The sequence below is a fragment of the Vibrio sp. V15_P4S5T153 genome (assembly GCF_963874485.1).
Lineage (GTDB): Bacteria > Pseudomonadota > Gammaproteobacteria > Enterobacterales > Vibrionaceae > Vibrio > Vibrio anguillarum.
Genome location: NZ_CAWNHR010000017.1, coordinates 734,956 through 752,340 on the forward strand (window position 1 = coordinate 734,956; position 17,385 = coordinate 752,340).

A 17,385-nucleotide genomic window follows, 5' to 3' on the forward strand; every position below is an offset into this window, starting at 1 on the left:
GTTAGGTAACATCATGAGTAACTTAGTTATAGTCTTGATATCTATAGCAATTCTGGCTCTTGTTAGTGGCGCTATGTATTTTTACGGCGGAGACATATACAAGGAACAAAAGATATCAGCGGAAAGCGCAAAATACATAAATCAAGCTCAACAGGTTAACGCCGCTTACATTGCATATAAAGCTGATGGTAAGGTAATAACTCCAAGCTTCGAAACGTCAGAGCTAAAAGAGCAAGGGTATTTGAAGGAAATCCCCATTGGATGGGATATATACCCTGGACTGCTTGGAACAAAGATAAGTGGTAGCGAGGATTTAAAGCAATTAGTTTGCTATGAAGTCAATAAGAATGCTGGATTTAAGTTTGATGCTTCAGAAGATAATGTAAAAACTTTGATAAGTGATGCTTCAAAGGCAATCCCCTATTGCAATAAGGAAGGTATTGAGAAAGTGCCATGTTGCTATCAATAAAATAACAAGCCCTGAGACATTCAATCTCAGGGCTGACTTTTTACATCATGTTTTGCAAGACAGGTGCAAATGCTGAGAGAAGCATTAAAACAATCATTGCACCAATTACAACTTGGGTTTTCTTTGATGGTTGGTCGGGGTTATTCATTTCCACTTTCTTCTTTGCTTATTTCGCCTTTAATGCGGATATCTTCCCATGCATCTCTGATACGATTTTCTTCTTTAATTTTTTGGGCGCGGTTGATAATAATATTGTCTGCTTTCATCAAGAAAGATTTTGATTCTTGAATAAATTCTTCTGGCGTAACTGAGGTCAGAATTCCGCTATCACCAGGAAAATATGCATCAACACAATATTTATTATCACCGCATCGATTCACGTTTAATGAGTCAAGCGTCATTGCATAATCAAAAAACTTGTCTTGCTCAATGATTGATTCATTATTTGCGTAATATCCTGCTGATCCATTACCAGAATGTATTGCGCTTTTATTAAGAACTGTAACCGTGACGTAATTATCATTAAATTTGCAAATAACGTCAATCGGGTATTGTTCAAGTGAGTAAGTTCCATCCAGTTGAGCGCGTCGAACCTGTATAGAGTCGCACTGAGACTTCAATTCAATCTTTTCATCAAAGCTATAACTCTGCTGTGAGTGATCGATGCCAGTGAACAGCATTCGAGCTTTGGTAATCTGATTTGGTTCAGATGAGACCAAGTGAAATTGAGGATCGATTTCTAGTGGTGGTTCGTTTTTTATTGCTGATTCAAAACTTTCAGGTTTTAGGACGGTCTTGCCTTTGTAGGCAATAACTGCTGCAAACGTAGATGAGACTACAATCGCAGATATGATCGAGGATATTATTGCGCCAAAGAAGTTTGATTTTGTTATATTCATTTCCGTTTCGCTTTTTATTGATTAATATTGATTGATTGATTGATTCTATCATGGTATTGAGTAAACTCAATAATTTAAGTAAAATCGTAAAGATAATGAAAAACATGTAAATAGAGGTCTTAATACATGCCAGAATGCAATCAACAAATCAGTATGAAATCGCTAGCTTTTTGGGATACACCTAAGAAGGATGTGGACGAAGCACAGAAAAAAATGGATTCGATTACCAAATCCTTAAGTAGTGAGCAGGTGAAGACTCTAGAAGAATTGATCGAGTGGATTACAACCGAGGTAGAGCACACTACGGTGTACGATAGAGAGCCTAATTAGCTCCCCTAACCGACCTAAAGACGGCTCAAAACCCAAGCGAGATTTTGAAAAGATTCCTGGCGATGTAACAGTTTACGCAAGCCAGTAATGTGATAGGTTGTTTTATTCAACACCCTATTTTATAATGGGTAAATTAAATAAACAAAACGGAAATAAAGATAATGACTAAACCACGTCTAACACTTTTAACTCAAGAGCTTAAAGATAAACTTTACGCGGACATCAAAGAATTTCGTAACATGAACGGTCTGCCTATTGAAATCAAAGATGAGCTTCAAAAGGATCATGATTCTCTGCATACCTCACTTCACGTTGAAGAGTTGAAAGAGTTGGCTGAGGCAAAAGACCTTGTTGAAATCAGTGATAGTGTAACTGATCAAGTTTATGTGCTAACTGGTCGCGCTGTTCAGCTTGGCAAGTGGACGGAAGCTGTAGAATACAGCGTTGAAGTCTTGCTGCACGTTGCGAAAAGCTATCAGCTTGATTTTGTGCGTCTATGGGATGAAGTACACGCATCTAACATGTCAAAAGCTGCAAAGAGCATGGAAGAGTACCTTGAAAACGAACGCTACTATGCAGAACAAGGCGTGAAGGTGGAAGCCGAAGAGAAAGACGGTCTATTCATCATCAAGTGTGCAGAAGACTGTGACGACTACAAGGGATCGCCACTGAAAAAAGGTAAGGTAATGAAATCTATTTACTACAAGCCTGCGGATCTAACATTCGTTCTTGATAGCAAATAACTCTTTCATTGATAGGTTCACCTGTGAAGAAGAATATTAGCAAACTGACTGAGCATTATACGTGTTTGTCACATTTTGCGAATAGTCTTAGTTGTTTTGGAAAAAGAGTAGCGTTTCAAAAAACTCTAGATGGATACATTTCTGGAAGTACTCACAGACACAGTCTTTTGGCTGGAAATAAAAACTTAAGAATACAAATGCAATCATTGATACATTGCGTTGGTTTTGAGTTAAATTTGGACATAAGGCCAAAAGAAGTGGACTGCAAAAACATCATGAAGTGGATGTTTGAAGCCAAATACTCAAGAGAAGAAAGTGTTGATTTTATTGTAAAATCAGGTGTCGGTGACAATGAGCCGTTGCAAGTCTCGATTTATATTCAGTCGAATTCACTTTCAATCATCAGGGAGCTAATTAAGCTTTTAAACACTCACCTTCAAGAAAGCTAAGAAGCTCACAAACAACACTCATTCAAGGTTACATTAAGGGGTTCTGATCGAACCCCTTATCTTTTAAGCGCGGTTAACTGACAAGATGGTTGTAAATTAGCCGCAACTGACCAAGAAATTCATTGTTAAGATCATTAGGGTGAGCAATATGACCTGTTTTGTTTCGCCTTTCTGCTTCTCTCATTAGTATTTCAGCCGAAATGTCTTGGATATTCCAAACGGCAGTCAAGAGTGGATTGCCATCGATAGACGACTTATCACCAGTTTTAAATCCATTTTTTGTCAGTACATTCAAAGTTTCACGAATGATAGCGCGGCTCCATAAGTTGTATTCGCCATTATGTTTCGCATCAATAGGCTGATTACTCTCACAAAATTCTAGCATGTGTAACAAAAAGGCTAAGAACTTTGGCTCTACTTCTTCTGGATTAGAAAAGAGACTTAAGATGATGTCTGTTGGTTTGTAATGAAAGCCGCCCTCATGCCAGGAAGAGAAGTTCTCTTTGTACGGAAAGCAATCATTAGACAATAGTGCAACGACCTCATGGAACTTCTCGGGCGTGTAATCGCTGATACGGTACTTGTCATCTGTAAGGTGTCCTTCTCTTTGGATAACCAAGTCAGTTGAATCATGTTCAAATCCAACATGAACCCATTCAATGCCTTCAGTTTCTCGACTTCCAGTATGCTGGCAAGCAATATCGACAAAGATTCCGTGTTCAGGGTCATAACGCTCCAAGCGCATATTCAGGTACGCTTTGACCGCATCCATCGTATTAAGAATTTCGGCTTCAAGGGACTCACCTAAAGGGTCAATGAGTTCTGGACGAAATGTCGAATAGATAAGCCAGTGAGGTTGCTTGGTTTCTTTAAAGATGCGCTCACATAGCCCTAGAAGTTTTTCAGTTTGCTGATGCTTAACCATAACTCTTTCCATATTGGGTGAAAAAAATACTGACTCCAAGCAAGGAGTCAGTATAAGGATTAAGGCTTAATACCTAATTTCGTTAGCTGCTCGATAGGGTTATAAATCTTCTCGCCCTCGCCTAACTTCGCTTTTGCTTGATCGTAGACTTCCTGCAATGATTTAAGACCATCTTCATACTCCAGCATTTCAGCAAGGTCTTTAATCCCTGTAAAGCTTACCTCATGGAAGCGTAAATGGGTTCCGTAAACAATCGATTTCTTGCAGCGCTTCTCGATCTTAATAAGGTTCTTACGTTCGTTCGCCTTATTAATCAGGTCATTAACAATGTAAATGAACACATCGTGGTTGTTCATGTCTTCACGGTTAAAGAAGCTCTGAGCATCATATTCATTGCAGAAACTGTTGAATTCTTGCTCTGCTTTATCCGTCTTAAAGTTTACTTCTGCTACACCGCCACCGCAACCTGGCTCGTAAAATGATGCCAGAATCTTACCTTTGTAGTAGACACTGCACTGTGCGGTTGTCGGGTCGTTTAAAAATCCAGTTTTTACACTTTTTACTGAAAAAAGCTCATACATTTTTTGAGTTGTAAGAGCGGACTTCTCAATGTTCTGATCTTGCATGGTGTATCCCTTTTATCAGGTTAGCATTAAATGGCTAACATTTTATTCAATTATACACTTATAACACAAAAGGTCAATATTAAATAATTTAAAAAAGCGTGTTTTTCAATAATTAAAACCATTGACCTGAGCGTTAGTTAATGTATAATTAAAAACATAAAGTAAATTAATAAAGGAACTCGCCATGAAAACTATCTACACTGAAACCCAAAAGAAGCGTATGGATTAGTGTTGGCAACCTAGTGAACAAATTCATAATTTAGAGAGCGTATACTCATGAGCACACAAACATGTCATCTATCATCATTGGAAATAGTGGAAGATGAAGAGGTAGTTATTCTTCCAGTTAAGTATCAACACATCCGTGAACCAAGCCAATTGGTATACGGCTCTAACTCATCTTGCACTCTTGCTCACTTACCTTTATTCGGCAAGTATGATGATTTTGGGATGGTTAAACTAAATCCTGAGTCTGAAGAAAATTGCACAGTCTTCAGAACGGAAATCAATAAAAACCTGATGAACAACGATGAGAATCGAAAGAAGGTTAACGAAGCCCGTTATTACTTCGGTGACAAGTTTTACATCTTCAAGCGTAAAGAATACGACGAAGCAGAAGGTTTTGAGTTTGATTCAGATGCTTCTATCATCGAGAAAGCTTCAGACGAAAGCAATCTTTTGCGTATTTCTTCTATCTCAAGCAACTCTGAGCTATTGGAATTGATTAATGCGAGAGCTTTACTTGAGATTGATGGTTCAGATGTAAACCGATTTGGCTACCACCTTATCAAGAAGAGCATTTACGACAACATTATCGAAGATGTCTACAAAGAGACAAAAATTAGAGTAACAGAAAAAATCCAAAATCTCTTAAACACGGAGGTTGAGGACAAGGAAATGATTCATTTTAAGATCGGGGAAAGTAAATTAGGTCGCGACACACTAGAGCTGTTTAATGACGACTCTTACTTAATTTACAAGCTCATTTACCCAGTTCGAACCATGATCGAGTGTCAGGTGCAATCTGCGCAATTCAATGAAGGGCTTTTGCATTGGTCTTTGATTTGTCGTCTATACCGAGAGATCGGTAAGTCTTTTTATCCAAATGTGCGCCGTGTGGCTAGCATGAAAGAGATTTATGCCGTTAACAGCATCATCAACAAACACATTGATGAACGTCGCGAAGCAAACCTAAAATACTGGTCTCCAGAGAATGGTTATGATGATGAAGAAAAGCAGAGAAATGAATGGAACGACTGGAGTCAACTCTATTAATTCCTGCTCTGCTTTATCCGTATTAAAGTTAACTTCTGAGACACCGCCACCGCAACCTGGATCGTAAAATGATGCCAGAATCTTACCTTTGTAGTAGACACTGCACTGTGCGGTTGTCGGGTCGTTTAAAAATCCAGTTTTTACACTTTTTACCGAAAAAAGCTCATACATTTTTTGAGTTGTAAGATCGGACTTCTCAATGTTCTGATCTTGCATGGTGTATCCCTTTTATCAGGTTAGCATTAAATGGCTAACATTTGATTCAACTATGCATTTATAACACCAAAGGTCAAGATTTAATAATTTAAAAATGCGCGAATTTTAATAATTAAAAACATTGACCTTAACTTGCATTGATGTATAATTAAAAACATAAAGTAAATCAATAAAGGAACTCGCCATGAAAACTATCTACACTGAAACGCAAAAGAAACGTATGGGTGAACGCAAAGCTAAATACCAATTTGGCGTTGAAGATGAAGAGGGTTTTGTAACAACTCTAACCTTTAAACAGTTTATGGCGCACGAGGCTAAATACAAAGAGCCTGGTGAGCATGTTCAAAAAGAAGTGATGAAAGCTCTCTTAGCTCAAATCGCTTCATTCCGTGATAAGCTTGAATACAATACATGGTCAAAACAAAACAGCCCGACTTTCCTAGAAAAGGTTGAAAAACTTCTAGATATGGGTGCAAAATGGTCTAAGTCAGGAATTTTGTCAGTATAACCAATTACATATTAGGGCGGAAAACCCGCCCTAAGTAGAAGGATTTTCAAATGAAAACAAAAAGAAAAGCAAAAGACTTCAAGGTGGATCAGAAAGTGTCTTGGACTTCCAAAGCTCGCGGTGCCGTTACTAAAAAGTCAGGTAAGGTAGTGGCGATCAAGCCTGTGGGTATTACATCAAGCGCTTACGCTAAAGCGAATTTCCCTAATCATTCAAAGATGTTCGACGGTAATCTGGACTCTAGAAAAGTCACTTTGTTGGTAGAAGTGCCAAACTGAAACGCAAAGCCAAAACTGTACTTTCCATACCCATCGACACTGAAAGACGAAGATTGTTCAGCATTTATGCTGAACTTTAAAAAGGAATATTGCTGATGAAAACCCTGACCCCATTCAATGTTAAACGATTTGTAACCAAGCAAATCCCGCTTAATGACTTCCCTCTTCTGCACGACTATTTGTTGATTAGTAATGAACATGCCGAGCCTAAAGCTGAGTATGTGGCGAAGATCAAGGAAAAAATGCTACAAAAAGGTTACAGTACAGAACAATTTAATGAAATGATTAAAGTGTTTAATGATGCTCAAGTTACCGTTTCATCTAAAATCCCTGGTGGTCATTGCAAGGGTAATGAGACTATCTGGGCTTATGTAACGGATAAGATTAATGGAAGCGCCCCATCTTGGCGAATTGATCATTCTTAACCTTTATTTCAATATTAAAAATACAGCTCAACAATCACCCTTAAGGTAACTCTTTTGGGTGATTTAGTTTATTTAAAAGCGAAAAATATCGTTTAAATAATGAAATTATTGGAGAAAGAAGTTGGCAAGCGAACTAGAATTTACCTACCCAAGTGACTACAAAATAGTGTCGATAACCGACCCTAGCAGCATAATAAAATACTCAAGCCCTCACTTCAACGAAGTTGCTGGTTATGATGAGGGAGAATTGCTAGGTCAGCCTCATAATGTGATTAGGCATCCAGACATGCCAAAAGCAGCGTTTAAGGACTTATGGACTCACATTCAATCAGGTCGCCATTGGATGGGAATGGTGAAAAACAAAAAGCGTGATGGCGGATATTACTGGGTAGACGCGTTCACCTCCCCTATAATGAAGAACGGCAAGGTTGTTGAGTATCAATCTGTTCGATTGAGTCCAAAGCGTGAGTATGTTGATCGCGCTGAGAAAGCCTACAAGAAAATCAGGAATAACAGTAAACCATTAAAGCTTAAACTCCCTAAGACTAGACTTTGGCAACGCTGCTTAATGGTTTTTGCTATCAATTTGCTTGCAGCATATCAGTTACTCACATTAATGAGTCCAGAAGCCGCTCTGCTTGGCTTTTTCGGTTTATGTGTCCTATCAGCCTATATTCTTACGAGACCTCTTGAGAAGCTGTGTAAGCGCTCTAAAGAGGTGTTTAATAATCCATTGATGGAATACATATATACAGGCGATGTTTCTGACTTTTCAGAAATAGAGCTAGCAATGAAAATGCAAAGCTCTCATACAGAATCTATTCTGGGTCGAATGAGCGTTACTGTAATGGAGAACTGTAAGGACACCGTTTCTAGCATGGGTGATTTGAGTAAGTATGGGGATGCAGTTACAAAGAACCTGAATGACCAAAGGGGCGAGATAGAGCAAGTGGCTACAGCGATGAGTCAAATGCAGGCTTCCTCCGTAGAAATTTCAAGTAGTGCTCAAAAAACTTCACTCTCAAATAGTGAGGCAAAAACGGCAATGGAATCTGGTCACAAATCAGTTGAAGACTCTACCAATGCAATTGTGAATCTGTCGAATGAGTTAAATGAAATTGCTGGAATGCTTGAGACACTAAGTCAGCAAAGCGCTCAAATTGGTACAGTTGTCGATGTGATTCATAGTGTAGCCGATCAAACCAACCTACTTGCGCTTAATGCTGCCATTGAAGCGGCTAGAGCTGGTGAAGCAGGTCGAGGATTTGCGGTAGTTGCAAGTGAAGTTAAAGTGCTCGCGGAGCGAACACAGTTATCGACTGCTGAGATTCAGACTGTTGTTGATGCCCTACAATCGAATATAAGTAATCTGGTGATGAGCTTAAGTAATGGCAAGTCCCATTCTGATAATTGCGTTGAAAGGATTACCTCTACATCTGAGAAGATAGCTCAAATCGGCAATTTGATTAGCGATGTTCTTGAGGCTGGGGAGCAAATGGCTGTCGCAATTGAAGAACAGTCAGTTGTAACCAAAGAAATAAACCAGAACATTCAAATGATCAATGAACAATGTTCCGAATCGTTTGAGTTGATGACGCAAACAAATGCCAAGATTAACAATGTTCAGGCAAAAGCGGTAGAACTTGAATCTGTCATAGACAGCTTTTCTGACCGATAAAAAAGTAAGGGCTTGTTAAAAGCCCTTACTTTTTTAAATCTGGATTATTCTTCAATATCCGATTCAACAACAGATACTCGTGAAGGCTCCATTTCACCGCGAGAAATCGATACTGCTTCCTCTAGCGACTGCTCAAGCTTTTCAAAAAAACCTTGTTCCATTTTTTATTCCTCTTAATAAATCAGAGGTATAATAAGTCTTTATCATTGCATCTGTCAATGGTTGATTGAGATAATAAAATAAAGCAAAAAAAGCTCTATCGTGACAATGATCACATAGCAGTAAACAATTTAAATCCTGAAGAAATTACCATTATAAATACAATAAATTTAATAATTAAAAAAGTTGACTCACAAGTCAATATGGATATAATGAGAAACAAGAACTGGAAAAATCCATAATAAATTAATGAGTTACAAAATGAACTACATCACGCGCCAATACCAATTAATCGGTTCAGTTTCTGGAGAGACTGTTTTTTCCGATTTCGAATCAGCTAAGAAATCACTTGAGCAAAATTCTGACGACACGCTGGTAAGTTAAAAACAGAACTGTGCGCTAATGGAAATGACTAACGGCGTATACAGCAAGGCGTTTCAATTCAATAAAGGTGAGTTGGTTGAAGACTCTGTAGCGTTAACGCCTTTTCGACTGTTAGATTCCGAATCTGTTGATCTGGTAAAGCTCATTAAATTCGAAGATACCGTAGATACTGTGAATGCTGATTTTAGTCATGGTGAAACGGGTGTCTATAAAGTAACTGTAGCCCCCGCTTTTAGTCAAGCTGCTGATATTGCGATGAGTTAATTAAAAGAACAAGCAAAAAAGCTAGGCAAAGAACTGCCGTGTGTTGAATATGATTGGTCGCAAGCAATTTCTGGTAACACCCCTGTAGATCAGAAAGTGTTTATGCTGTTTTTGCATGATTGTGAAACAGGAAAGCCTATTTCTTTTGCAGAAGTTCATTTGCAAATTTCAGAAGGTTGCAGCGCCTTCAACAAGAACAAAAAGAAAAGCGATGCTAACCTTCCAAAATTATCAGTGAACCTTGTATGCTCATTTGTGTTGCCAGAATATGCAGATATGGAAGCGAGCAAACTGCTTGGATTGGGTATTCGCTCCATGCTAAATGGTGCGTTTGATAGCAATAAAAACAACTATGCAGCATTACATGAAAGATTTGGTCGAATCAATCTTCAAGTAAACGCTTTTGAGGAAAATATTCATGATTTAGAGTTTGCTGAAATCGCCTCAGATAGAATGAATATGACTCTGTGTTTTTCATTAATGGAAATGAATCTAGAAATTAATGATACAAAACTAATGATTTTTTAATAGGAGGGCTAAAGCCCTCTTTTTAATTTGAATATGTGTTGATTATTATTTATCATTTGTAAAAATAACAGGATTGATAAATGATAAATATAGTTAAAAAATTATTAAGATGCCCTTCATACATAGCATTTTATGCATCTTTTTTATACTCACTATATCTAGGTGGGCAATGGGCTTTAGGTAATGACAGCGTTGTTTATTTAGCCTTTGATACGGCTTTTATCCATGTACTGATTGTCTTTGTGTTTATATTCTCAGATTTTATTGGTCTAGGGGATCTATTTTTCGTTCGGGATGAAAAAGCAAAACCGAGAAATATGATAAACGAAGAGGGTCTTCAATTCGGTATTTTGCTTTTTTATTCGTGGATTGTTATCCCTCTCGGGCTTTTAATCGTAACTGATTCACTTGAACCGACAAAAGAAAATGGCGTTGGGGTGCTTGTAAAGATTAGTGATGTCAAAGATGCTTCAAAGGGAAGAAATCCTCGTCAGTTGATTACTATCGACGGTACGGAGTACTTAGTTTCAGGTAGGCATATCGGTGAGAATGATGAGTACATTAGAGTGAAAAATGCGCAATCTAAGGATGGAAAATACATCAGGAATTTTGCCTGCAATCTAAGTGGAAAATGCGGTTCGTACATAAAATATGCTGACCATGTTTGGTATAAACAGAGAATATAGTCTCACTGATAATCAATTTAATGCCCTACTAGCGCTGCTGTAGGGCTTTTTATTAGATGGTGAACACTTTTATGCGCGAAAAAGTGTTGTTACCACGCACTTTTATGCGCGAATAAGTGTTATCGAAATCAAACTTAACTTTTTAATTATTAAATTATTGACTGTGAATCTTAATGATGTATAATAATAAAACAAGGAAACAGCTTGGTTTGAGTGAGGTAAAGATGGCGTTTTCAGTAGCAAGAAACAACACATGGACAAATGACGGTAAAGCAACGAAAGTGTTTTTTGAAGCACAGGGTGCTACAGTAAAACCATCTCGACTTCATGGTGATTACGATGTGTTTGTTGATGGAAAGCACGTAGCTTGGATCTTCAATAACAAGGAAGACCAGATTGAATTTCTAACTTCAAAGGGCTTAATCAAATAAGACCTCACCTAACGCCACCATAGAGAGATAAGCATCATGAGCAAATACATTTTACCTTCAAAATACCCTACCCTGACCGAAATCACGCTAGGCTCAAATAAGAATGTACACGCAATCACTAAGCGTGACCGTTTTCTGGATAATGGATACTGTGTCCAACTGATTAAAGAAATCCCGATGAAAGTTCAGTTTCAGGGAGATTCGTTAGTACTGGATCAGGAAGCATTAAGCGTTATCAAAAAATGCCGTAAAGTGGTTCACACAAATCATGAATACCGCGATTGTGAAGTGTACAGCCTAATCAGCGAAGATGAGCGATTCATGGTAATGGGCTACGAAAACGAAGAAGAGGTTGCCGAGCGAAGAGGCACTTTCTTAGGCGGAGAAAGCTACTATGATTTAGCGAAAAAGATTAAGGCGGATAATTTAAGTAAGTTCTATGCCGTTAAAATCTTTGATACTGACAAAGAAGAAGTGAATTACTGATTTGATAGGGGCGATATATTTGCCCCTTATTTTATTTGCACAATAAAAAAGGCTGATTTCAATCAGCCTTTAATTTTATGAGTTCTACCCAAAAGCGCCAAGTGCTCTATCTAAATCTAATGAGCCTAAGCGAGTTAATTTAGGTGGTGGTGAAAGGCGCACCACCACGAAGTGGTGGCTTTAATCAAAGCCTTCCTGGTGTTCTAAATATTGCTTCACGATTTCAAGTGGCGCACCTCCACAACTAACCAGACAATAGCTCCTGCTGTAAAAAACTGGTTTCCAGTAAAACTTACCCAAGTGCTCAGAAAACTCCTTCCTCACAAGTCTTGAAGTAGCAGTTTTCAAGCTGTTCACCATTACTTAGTCACAATAACCAAATGGTAGTGAATATTATAAACGCTGTGATATAGCGTGTTTAGGGATTGTTTTTTAATAATAACCAAATATAATCAACTGTATGAAAAAAGCAATCCGTAAAGTTACATACAAACTGAAACCATCAGTTTCTCAAGAAAAATCGCTGATGAATTTGTTTGTGCATCATCACCAGTTGTACAACTGGGCTTTACGTGATCGCATCGAAACATACCGCAATTCTGATCACGGCCTTAGCTTTTCAGAGCAGTGCAAAATCAATACTCTTTGGCGCAATACTCGCAAAGTACATGGCATATTTAACGCGAATGCTCAAAGTGAACAAGTTACTTTAAAGCGTGTCGCACTGGCTTTTGATGGGTTCTTTAGGCGACTAAAGAAAGGTGATAAGAAAGCTGGATTCCCACGCTTTAAACCGTTTCAACGCTTTAAAGGTTGGGGATACAAAGCGCATGGTGACGGTTGGAAACTTCATCTAAAAGAGAAAAAGCATGGCGCTGTTTATCTGGCTGATGTTGGCATTGTTAAGATACGAGGCAAAGCCAGGAATGATGGTGGTAAGCCGAAAACCGCTGAAATTATTCGCAAGAATGACGAGTGGTTTATCTCAGTTTCAATGGAATATGATTCAATTGAAAGGCAGTGTGGCACTAAGGCCATTGGTTTAGATTGGGGCGTGTCTCATTACTTTTCGACTATCGATCAAGATGGTCATTTTAAACAAGTTGAAAACCCGCGCTATCTCAGAAACAGCAAAGAGTTATTAGCGGCTTTGCAACGCGACCTTGCGTTAGCAAAGAAAGGGACACGAACCCATCGCAATCTGAAACACAGAATTGCTAAACTGCACCAAAAAATCGCCCGTCAAAGGCTTGATTTTACTCATAAAGAAACAGCGAAATTAGTGGAAGTAGCGGCATTGATCGCCACTGAAAAACTCGCCATTAAGAACATGACCCGTAGCGCCAAAGGCACTGCCGAGAAGCATGGGAAGAACGTAAAACAGAAGGCTGGCTTGAATCGGGAAATCCTAAACACTGCGCCAGCCATGACTCTTAATTTGCTGCGATACAAAGCGGAAGAAGCTAGTAGCGAATTTGTTGAAGTACCAACAAAGCAAGTTAAGCCAAGTCAAACATGCCCAAACTGCGGAGCTAGGAAGAAAAAAGCCTTAGCTGAACGCTGGCACTCATGCGACTGTGGCTGCAAAATGCCCCGCGATGTTGCTAGTGCGCAAGTTAATTTAAACTGGGCGTTAGGTATTCAGGCTGGGAACCAGCCTAAAAAGGTAGTTTAGGCTTTCTTTTTGAAACTCCTTCAAAACGCGCAGCGTTTAGTGGGAGTTGTTCATCCGACAAATTTCGTTAGTGGGTTCTCGTCAGCCCATGTAGCAATTTCGTTTGCCGCACTTTGAATTTGTTCTAGGTTTTCACTGATTAACCCTACTTCGGTTAAGCAATTACATCGGAATTCAGGATCTTCCATCACATCAGGATATTTAGCTAAGATTGTTTTGACGAAGCCTTCGATTTCATCTTTGGCTTCGTCATAATGCTTCATATCCGAAGTGATGATTGAAATGTGAGCAAAATGCTTTGTTTCAATCATTACTTTTTTCATGTTTCTTAGCTCAATTTCCAATTAAAACAGGTGATTACGCTAAATTCGTTATCAGGATCGAGAATTTCCATCATGTCGCCTTTGATGTGTACAGGTGTTAGTTCCCACTCGTAAACATCATCACTATCTCGCTCACCCGTTTTAACTTGTTCTTCATGATGCTTTTTGTCTTCAAGATGATTTTCAAGAGCTTCCGCGTGACTTTCAAAAGCATATGGTTCGTCATTGTCATCGCGTGGTAAAGAATATCCATGACCGCACTTGATTAGTTCGATCCAAAGAATTTTTGCTTTAGTATCTGTAGTGTTCATCTTAAACCTTTACTTGTTCTTAGTTAGTGTATTAATTATATATTTATCAAGCCAAAAGTCAATCCAAGAAGGCTTATTTTTTAATAATTAAATATCTTGACTTAGATATTCCATAATGTATAATTGAAAACATGTTAAATTATGGATGTATTTATATGTACTTGGCTAAGGTTGAAAAAGATAGCTCTAATAAAATCAGTGAGCTAGTCGAATCGCTTAATGGGTATAAACGCCAATCGGAACCGCTTAAAACTACTAATTTTACTAAGGGTATAAAAGATGACAGATGCAGTTTTTATCGGTGACATTGTCGAATCTAACGGTAAAACAATCAAAGAAAACAACTTTTCACTAAAACATGAGTTTCCGATCATGTCTCAGGTAAAAGTTGTCTCTTGTGAGTCAGATTCATGGTTATCGCGTGAAAGTGAAGTTATTCAAAATGCAGTAAAAGCAGGACTGCCATTTTATGTCGTTCAGCATATTCGTGATTGTGATGGCACTCCCCTTTACGCAGTATCTTTTGTTCCGTTAACCGAAGCAGAAGATGAGCGGCTAAACGAAAAATACTTAAACATGTTATCGAAAGACCGTTCGCTTCAAACAGACCTGAGCGCATTTATTCAGCTTACGGATCTTGTAAAAACATTCACACTTTTTGGAATGCATTCAGATGACTTGGAAAGGGTTTAGTGGTTAATTATGCCTAGATTGACTGAACAACAACTGAACGATAAATCCGAAATGATTGGTCGCTTATGCAATACAAGATTTGGATTTGAGCGTTCATTATCCATCGTTCTGAGTCGGTTTTTAAGCCAGGACGAGATTAAGCTGGCAGTTAAAGCAGCTAAGAACAGGGATTTCGAAACCTTTGAGTACATCACTCAAAGGGTAAAGCCCTCAAAACAATCCAAATCAGAATCATTGAAGGCTTTAAGGAAATCACCACAAAGGCGGTTGCCTTTCAAAAGTAGTAGCATCCATACTCGATAACACAGCGCATGTGTATTCGCTTGTGTCGCCGTAGAACTTTGCATCTTTGAATTGGTTATCAGTCGTCTCAATTACCTTAAACTCCATCGGGTAATCAAGGTAGCGATTATACTTTGCATCAAGCATTCGACCTTGAAGCCTTATTGAGAAATCCTTCCATTTGTTTTCTAATGTAAGGGTGCATGTTTCAGGGTCAAACTTGTGATGACCTTCGATTTTGAAATTCTTGTCCTCTCGCCACTGATAAGTGCGATTGGGATCAAAATCAGGAATTCCATTTTCCCCGTCTCGGGGATTGTGGGCTTCTAGGGTGATACTGAAATCGTCAAGCCTTGTGTTTCTGACTTTTCGGTCATTACGAATGTCGTACAGTCGGCTTAGGTGAAGCTTGTATCTTTGAGGGTGCTCATTTGTTCTGAAGCTATCCCATGAAAGTGTGGCATCGGGCTTGCTGTAATCTAAACTGCGATAATTAGGTCCATGATAGTAAATGCACCCTGATAATAGTGCGCTAATACTAAGAATTGGTATGAGTTTAAGCATGTTGTGATCCTATTTTTTTTAAATCATACCATGAGCAATTCGTTGAATAAATTAATTAATAACAGCATACTTCGTATGCAATCTTCAATGTGAGGTCTTTTCTGTGCGAGTAGGTTTAATTGGACATTCAGCAGGTATTTCAGCCCCTATTTCTGGTGCTAAGCATATGACGCGTAAACCGCATGTTAATGTAGGTACGATTGGACATATTGATTATGGTAAGCAGACGTTCGTTACATTGGCAGTGAAAGCCTACTACAAAGGCTCGTATCGTCCATCCTCGTACTTTGAGCAGCTTGCGCTACAAAGCTCTGGAAAAGGTGGAAAGAAAGCAAGAAAGCGGATTCGAGGCTGGTAATTGCAATGGGGAGGCGTGAGCTTCCCTATTTTATTCAGGGGCTTATTAATTTAATTATTAAATTGACTTAATATCCAACTTTTGTATAATGAGTGAAATAAAATATAAAAGTGAATAAAGATATGTTCGACGTTAAACAATCCGTAGCTGATTACCTAAACATCATTGTTACTCATGCTTGTAACATGAAATGTGCATTCTGCATTGACGAATATCGCAACGAAGATGTTTTTGTATCCCTTGAGCATGTCGAAAAAGCTCTTAAGTTTGCCAAAAAGAAGAATGTTAAAGACATTTTGCTGATTGGTGGTGAGCCTACATTGCACCCGCAGATTGTAGAGATTGCAAAGTTGACTAAATCATACGGATTTAGGGTTATCCTTACCACGAATTACACAAAGCACGATGTTGTTAAAGCCCTTGATGGTATTGTTGACTGCTTCAATATCTCGTTCTACTCGCAAAGAGAGTTGCCTAAGCAGTGTGATTTTGTTTCTGATTTGACTATTCATGCAATCATCCATCGTAAGCAACTCAACACCAGAGAGAAACTTGATTCTTTCATTGATAAGTACCGCGAGTATGCTCACTTAAAATTTTCAACTCTGACAGTTTGTAACGATTGGACAGAGAAAATGCAGTCAGTGCCTTATCTTGACTCGCTACCTGTTAAAAAGATGGTTTTATTCAATGAAATTGAAGGTATGGAATATCGGGGATGCGTGATTAAGCGCCACGATATTATTCTCAACCCTGGCGCAGATCAATCTTACAAAGCGCATACAAATGGGCAGATTGTTAAATCTTGGAAGAAAGACTTGATTGCCCTATCTAGCGTAGCTTGATTTAAGATCTCTATTAAACTTTCGATAGGTCGATTTTGTTATAGCGCTTATGACCCAAATCGATATTAAGCGCTGAAGCGACTTCTACAATGCCTGCCTGTGCATGGTCGATGTCATCCATACCAAGAACCTCATATGGCGTTAGCGGCTTGCCACCAGCCAATCTGACACACTTTAAAGAGTGCATAAGAGCATCTGCAACTTGCTCGATAGATTCAGGGCTGATGACGAAGCTTTTGGTCGGTTGGTGATACTTCATTTTGAACTCTCAATTTAATACGTTGTTATGATCGAAAAAAGGAGCTAACGCTCCTTTTCTCTAATAATCGCAGGATTATTATTAGACTTTGCCTTCGAAGTAGCTCAGTAGAGAGCCAATTGTCACTAGCTTCTCAGCATCTTCATCAGGGATTTCTACGTCAAACTCTTCTTCAAGAGCCATGATGAGTTCCACCTGGTCTAAAGAATCTGCGCCTAGATCGTCATTGATATGTGCTGTTTCAGTAACTTCGCTTTCGTCAACACCAAGTTGCTCAACAACAATCTTGATAGCACGTTCTTTTAAATTAGCCATT

Annotated in this window: 27 protein-coding genes and 1 pseudogene; 19 read left to right on the forward strand and 9 right to left on the reverse strand. The window is 38.7% G+C overall.

Going from position 1 to position 17,385, the window contains the following annotated elements; translation table 11 throughout:
- The first annotated feature begins 13 nt into the window (after positions 1-13).
- Positions 14-469, forward strand: a complete 456-nt coding sequence (locus tag AACT42_RS14345) for a hypothetical protein (protein WP_094132968.1) — start codon at positions 14-16, stop codon at positions 467-469.
- Positions 470-609: 140 nt separating this feature from the next.
- Here AACT42_RS14345 and AACT42_RS14350 read toward each other — a convergent pair whose 3' ends face one another.
- Positions 610-1,368 carry a hypothetical protein gene (locus tag AACT42_RS14350; protein WP_094132966.1) on the reverse strand — a complete coding sequence of 253 codons (759 nt, stop codon included), beginning with the start codon at positions 1,366-1,368 and terminating at the stop codon, positions 610-612.
- A gap of 126 nt (positions 1,369-1,494) precedes the next feature.
- Here AACT42_RS14350 and AACT42_RS14355 point away from each other — a divergent pair, with 126 nt between their 5' ends.
- The 3 genes from AACT42_RS14355 to AACT42_RS14365 all read left to right on the forward strand — a co-directional run bounded on the left by AACT42_RS14355 (position 1,495) and on the right by AACT42_RS14365 (position 2,890).
- Complete coding sequence (locus tag AACT42_RS14355; RefSeq protein WP_094132964.1) at positions 1,495-1,698, forward strand: hypothetical protein; 204 nt, start codon at positions 1,495-1,497, stop codon at positions 1,696-1,698.
- Positions 1,699-1,859: 161 nt separating this feature from the next.
- Positions 1,860-2,441, forward strand: a complete 582-nt coding sequence (locus tag AACT42_RS14360; protein ID WP_053318614.1) for a nucleoside triphosphate pyrophosphohydrolase family protein — start codon at positions 1,860-1,862, stop codon at positions 2,439-2,441.
- Positions 2,442-2,464: 23 nt separating this feature from the next.
- Positions 2,465-2,890 (forward strand): hypothetical protein, encoded by a 426-nt coding sequence (locus AACT42_RS14365; RefSeq protein ID WP_141193206.1) that lies wholly within the window; start codon positions 2,465-2,467, stop codon positions 2,888-2,890.
- Between the two features lie 73 nt (positions 2,891-2,963).
- Here the strand turns inward: AACT42_RS14365 and AACT42_RS14370 are convergent, their stop codons facing one another.
- Together AACT42_RS14370 and AACT42_RS14375 are read right to left on the reverse strand one after the other, a co-directional pair.
- On the reverse strand, positions 2,964-3,815 hold the full coding sequence (locus AACT42_RS14370) for a hypothetical protein (RefSeq protein ID WP_094132960.1): 852 nt from the start codon (positions 3,813-3,815) through the stop codon (positions 2,964-2,966).
- A 59-nt stretch (positions 3,816-3,874) separates the two neighbouring features.
- Complete coding sequence (locus AACT42_RS14375) at positions 3,875-4,441, reverse strand: hypothetical protein (protein WP_094182906.1); 567 nt, start codon at positions 4,439-4,441, stop codon at positions 3,875-3,877.
- 276 nt (positions 4,442-4,717) lie between these two features.
- Here AACT42_RS14375 and AACT42_RS14380 point away from each other — a divergent pair, with 276 nt between their 5' ends.
- From AACT42_RS14380 to AACT42_RS14430, 11 genes are all read left to right on the forward strand, one after another.
- Positions 4,718-5,716 (forward strand): hypothetical protein, encoded by a 999-nt coding sequence (locus AACT42_RS14380; RefSeq protein ID WP_141194981.1) that lies wholly within the window; start codon positions 4,718-4,720, stop codon positions 5,714-5,716.
- 400 nt (positions 5,717-6,116) lie between these two features.
- The gene (locus AACT42_RS14385) at positions 6,117-6,440 is read left to right on the forward strand and encodes a hypothetical protein (RefSeq protein WP_053318619.1); all 324 of its coding nucleotides are present in this window, start codon (positions 6,117-6,119) and stop codon (positions 6,438-6,440) included.
- Positions 6,441-6,490: 50 nt separating this feature from the next.
- The gene (locus tag AACT42_RS14390; RefSeq protein ID WP_094133399.1) at positions 6,491-6,718 is read left to right on the forward strand and encodes a hypothetical protein; all 228 of its coding nucleotides are present in this window, start codon (positions 6,491-6,493) and stop codon (positions 6,716-6,718) included.
- A gap of 95 nt (positions 6,719-6,813) precedes the next feature.
- Positions 6,814-7,143 (forward strand): hypothetical protein, encoded by a 330-nt coding sequence (locus AACT42_RS14395; protein ID WP_094133398.1) that lies wholly within the window; start codon positions 6,814-6,816, stop codon positions 7,141-7,143.
- A gap of 121 nt (positions 7,144-7,264) precedes the next feature.
- Entirely contained in the window at positions 7,265-8,821 is a 1,557-nt protein-coding gene (locus AACT42_RS14400; RefSeq protein WP_094133397.1) for a methyl-accepting chemotaxis protein, read from the forward strand.
- Positions 8,822-9,241: 420 nt separating this feature from the next.
- Positions 9,242-9,364, forward strand: a complete 123-nt coding sequence (locus AACT42_RS14405) for a hypothetical protein (RefSeq protein WP_254918653.1) — start codon at positions 9,242-9,244, stop codon at positions 9,362-9,364.
- An 18-nt stretch (positions 9,365-9,382) separates the two neighbouring features.
- Positions 9,383-9,628 (forward strand): hypothetical protein, encoded by a 246-nt coding sequence (locus tag AACT42_RS14410; RefSeq protein ID WP_094182908.1) that lies wholly within the window; start codon positions 9,383-9,385, stop codon positions 9,626-9,628.
- Between the two features lie 96 nt (positions 9,629-9,724).
- Positions 9,725-10,156 carry a hypothetical protein gene (locus AACT42_RS14415; RefSeq protein WP_141194982.1) on the forward strand — a complete coding sequence of 144 codons (432 nt, stop codon included), beginning with the start codon at positions 9,725-9,727 and terminating at the stop codon, positions 10,154-10,156.
- Between the two features lie 80 nt (positions 10,157-10,236).
- A complete protein-coding gene (locus AACT42_RS14420) occupies positions 10,237-10,842 on the forward strand; it encodes a hypothetical protein (protein ID WP_094182910.1) in 606 nt (201 codons plus the stop codon).
- A 173-nt stretch (positions 10,843-11,015) separates the two neighbouring features.
- Positions 11,016-11,273: a hypothetical protein gene (locus AACT42_RS14425; protein ID WP_094182911.1), complete on the forward strand. Its 258-nt coding sequence runs from the start codon at positions 11,016-11,018 to the stop codon at positions 11,271-11,273.
- A 36-nt stretch (positions 11,274-11,309) separates the two neighbouring features.
- Entirely contained in the window at positions 11,310-11,759 is a 450-nt protein-coding gene (locus tag AACT42_RS14430) for a hypothetical protein (RefSeq protein ID WP_094182912.1), read from the forward strand.
- A gap of 180 nt (positions 11,760-11,939) precedes the next feature.
- Here AACT42_RS14430 and AACT42_RS14435 read toward each other — a convergent pair.
- A pseudogene (locus AACT42_RS14435) lies at positions 11,940-12,122 on the reverse strand (transposase); the annotation flags it as partial.
- A 97-nt stretch (positions 12,123-12,219) separates the two neighbouring features.
- On the opposite strand from AACT42_RS14435, the gene AACT42_RS14440 reads away from it, so the two are divergent.
- Positions 12,220-13,434: an RNA-guided endonuclease InsQ/TnpB family protein gene (locus AACT42_RS14440; RefSeq protein WP_094182914.1), complete on the forward strand. Its 1,215-nt coding sequence runs from the start codon at positions 12,220-12,222 to the stop codon at positions 13,432-13,434.
- A 50-nt stretch (positions 13,435-13,484) separates the two neighbouring features.
- Here AACT42_RS14440 and AACT42_RS14445 read toward each other — a convergent pair whose 3' ends face one another.
- Together AACT42_RS14445 and AACT42_RS14450 are read right to left on the reverse strand one after the other, a co-directional pair.
- Entirely contained in the window at positions 13,485-13,757 is a 273-nt protein-coding gene (locus AACT42_RS14445) for a hypothetical protein (protein WP_038128480.1), read from the reverse strand.
- A 5-nt stretch (positions 13,758-13,762) separates the two neighbouring features.
- Positions 13,763-14,068 carry a hypothetical protein gene (locus AACT42_RS14450; protein WP_094182915.1) on the reverse strand — a complete coding sequence of 102 codons (306 nt, stop codon included), beginning with the start codon at positions 14,066-14,068 and terminating at the stop codon, positions 13,763-13,765.
- Positions 14,069-14,347: 279 nt separating this feature from the next.
- Here AACT42_RS14450 and AACT42_RS14455 point away from each other — a divergent pair, with 279 nt between their 5' ends.
- Positions 14,348-14,761 (forward strand): hypothetical protein, encoded by a 414-nt coding sequence (locus AACT42_RS14455; protein ID WP_094131803.1) that lies wholly within the window; start codon positions 14,348-14,350, stop codon positions 14,759-14,761.
- A gap of 252 nt (positions 14,762-15,013) precedes the next feature.
- Here AACT42_RS14455 and AACT42_RS14460 read toward each other — a convergent pair whose 3' ends face one another.
- Entirely contained in the window at positions 15,014-15,607 is a 594-nt protein-coding gene (locus AACT42_RS14460; protein ID WP_094131804.1) for a hypothetical protein, read from the reverse strand.
- 103 nt (positions 15,608-15,710) lie between these two features.
- Between AACT42_RS14460 and AACT42_RS14465 the strand changes: the two genes are divergently transcribed.
- On the forward strand, positions 15,711-15,965 hold the full coding sequence (locus tag AACT42_RS14465) for a hypothetical protein (protein ID WP_094131805.1): 255 nt from the start codon (positions 15,711-15,713) through the stop codon (positions 15,963-15,965).
- Between the two features lie 122 nt (positions 15,966-16,087).
- Positions 16,088-16,810, forward strand: a complete 723-nt coding sequence (locus AACT42_RS14470) for a radical SAM protein (protein ID WP_094131806.1) — start codon at positions 16,088-16,090, stop codon at positions 16,808-16,810.
- Between the two features lie 13 nt (positions 16,811-16,823).
- Here the strand turns inward: AACT42_RS14470 and AACT42_RS14475 are convergent, their stop codons facing one another.
- The gene (locus AACT42_RS14475) at positions 16,824-17,069 is read right to left on the reverse strand and encodes a hypothetical protein (RefSeq protein WP_094131807.1); all 246 of its coding nucleotides are present in this window, start codon (positions 17,067-17,069) and stop codon (positions 16,824-16,826) included.
- Positions 17,070-17,150: 81 nt separating this feature from the next.
- Positions 17,151-17,384 carry an acyl carrier protein gene (locus AACT42_RS14480; RefSeq protein WP_094131808.1) on the reverse strand — a complete coding sequence of 78 codons (234 nt, stop codon included), beginning with the start codon at positions 17,382-17,384 and terminating at the stop codon, positions 17,151-17,153.
- Position 17,385 lies beyond the last annotated feature (1 nt).

Coding starts and splice junctions, on each gene's coding strand:
- AACT42_RS14445 (WP_038128480.1), bottom strand. CDS start 13,757: ATGAAAAAAGTAATGATTGAAACAAAGCATTTTGCTCACATTTCAATC.
- AACT42_RS14410 (WP_094182908.1), top strand. CDS start 9,383: ATGGAAATGACTAACGGCGTATACAGCAAGGCGTTTCAATTCAATAAA.
- AACT42_RS14480 (WP_094131808.1), bottom strand. CDS start 17,384: ATGGCTAATTTAAAAGAACGTGCTATCAAGATTGTTGTTGAGCAACTT.
- AACT42_RS14460 (WP_094131804.1), bottom strand. CDS start 15,607: ATGCTTAAACTCATACCAATTCTTAGTATTAGCGCACTATTATCAGGG.
- AACT42_RS14430 (WP_094182912.1), top strand. CDS start 11,310: ATGAGCAAATACATTTTACCTTCAAAATACCCTACCCTGACCGAAATC.
- AACT42_RS14370 (WP_094132960.1), bottom strand. CDS start 3,815: ATGGTTAAGCATCAGCAAACTGAAAAACTTCTAGGGCTATGTGAGCGC.
- AACT42_RS14385 (WP_053318619.1), top strand. CDS start 6,117: ATGAAAACTATCTACACTGAAACGCAAAAGAAACGTATGGGTGAACGC.
- AACT42_RS14355 (WP_094132964.1), top strand. CDS start 1,495: ATGCCAGAATGCAATCAACAAATCAGTATGAAATCGCTAGCTTTTTGG.
- AACT42_RS14420 (WP_094182910.1), top strand. CDS start 10,237: ATGATAAATATAGTTAAAAAATTATTAAGATGCCCTTCATACATAGCA.
- AACT42_RS14470 (WP_094131806.1), top strand. CDS start 16,088: ATGTTCGACGTTAAACAATCCGTAGCTGATTACCTAAACATCATTGTT.
- AACT42_RS14440 (WP_094182914.1), top strand. CDS start 12,220: ATGAAAAAAGCAATCCGTAAAGTTACATACAAACTGAAACCATCAGTT.
- AACT42_RS14425 (WP_094182911.1), top strand. CDS start 11,016: ATGATGTATAATAATAAAACAAGGAAACAGCTTGGTTTGAGTGAGGTA.
- AACT42_RS14390 (WP_094133399.1), top strand. CDS start 6,491: ATGAAAACAAAAAGAAAAGCAAAAGACTTCAAGGTGGATCAGAAAGTG.
- AACT42_RS14455 (WP_094131803.1), top strand. CDS start 14,348: ATGACAGATGCAGTTTTTATCGGTGACATTGTCGAATCTAACGGTAAA.
- AACT42_RS14345 (WP_094132968.1), top strand. CDS start 14: ATGAGTAACTTAGTTATAGTCTTGATATCTATAGCAATTCTGGCTCTT.
- AACT42_RS14395 (WP_094133398.1), top strand. CDS start 6,814: ATGAAAACCCTGACCCCATTCAATGTTAAACGATTTGTAACCAAGCAA.
- AACT42_RS14350 (WP_094132966.1), bottom strand. CDS start 1,368: ATGAATATAACAAAATCAAACTTCTTTGGCGCAATAATATCCTCGATC.
- AACT42_RS14450 (WP_094182915.1), bottom strand. CDS start 14,068: ATGAACACTACAGATACTAAAGCAAAAATTCTTTGGATCGAACTAATC.
- AACT42_RS14405 (WP_254918653.1), top strand. CDS start 9,242: ATGAACTACATCACGCGCCAATACCAATTAATCGGTTCAGTTTCTGGA.
- AACT42_RS14475 (WP_094131807.1), bottom strand. CDS start 17,069: ATGAAGTATCACCAACCGACCAAAAGCTTCGTCATCAGCCCTGAATCT.
- AACT42_RS14360 (WP_053318614.1), top strand. CDS start 1,860: ATGACTAAACCACGTCTAACACTTTTAACTCAAGAGCTTAAAGATAAA.
- AACT42_RS14375 (WP_094182906.1), bottom strand. CDS start 4,441: ATGCAAGATCAGAACATTGAGAAGTCCGCTCTTACAACTCAAAAAATG.
- AACT42_RS14380 (WP_141194981.1), top strand. CDS start 4,718: ATGAGCACACAAACATGTCATCTATCATCATTGGAAATAGTGGAAGAT.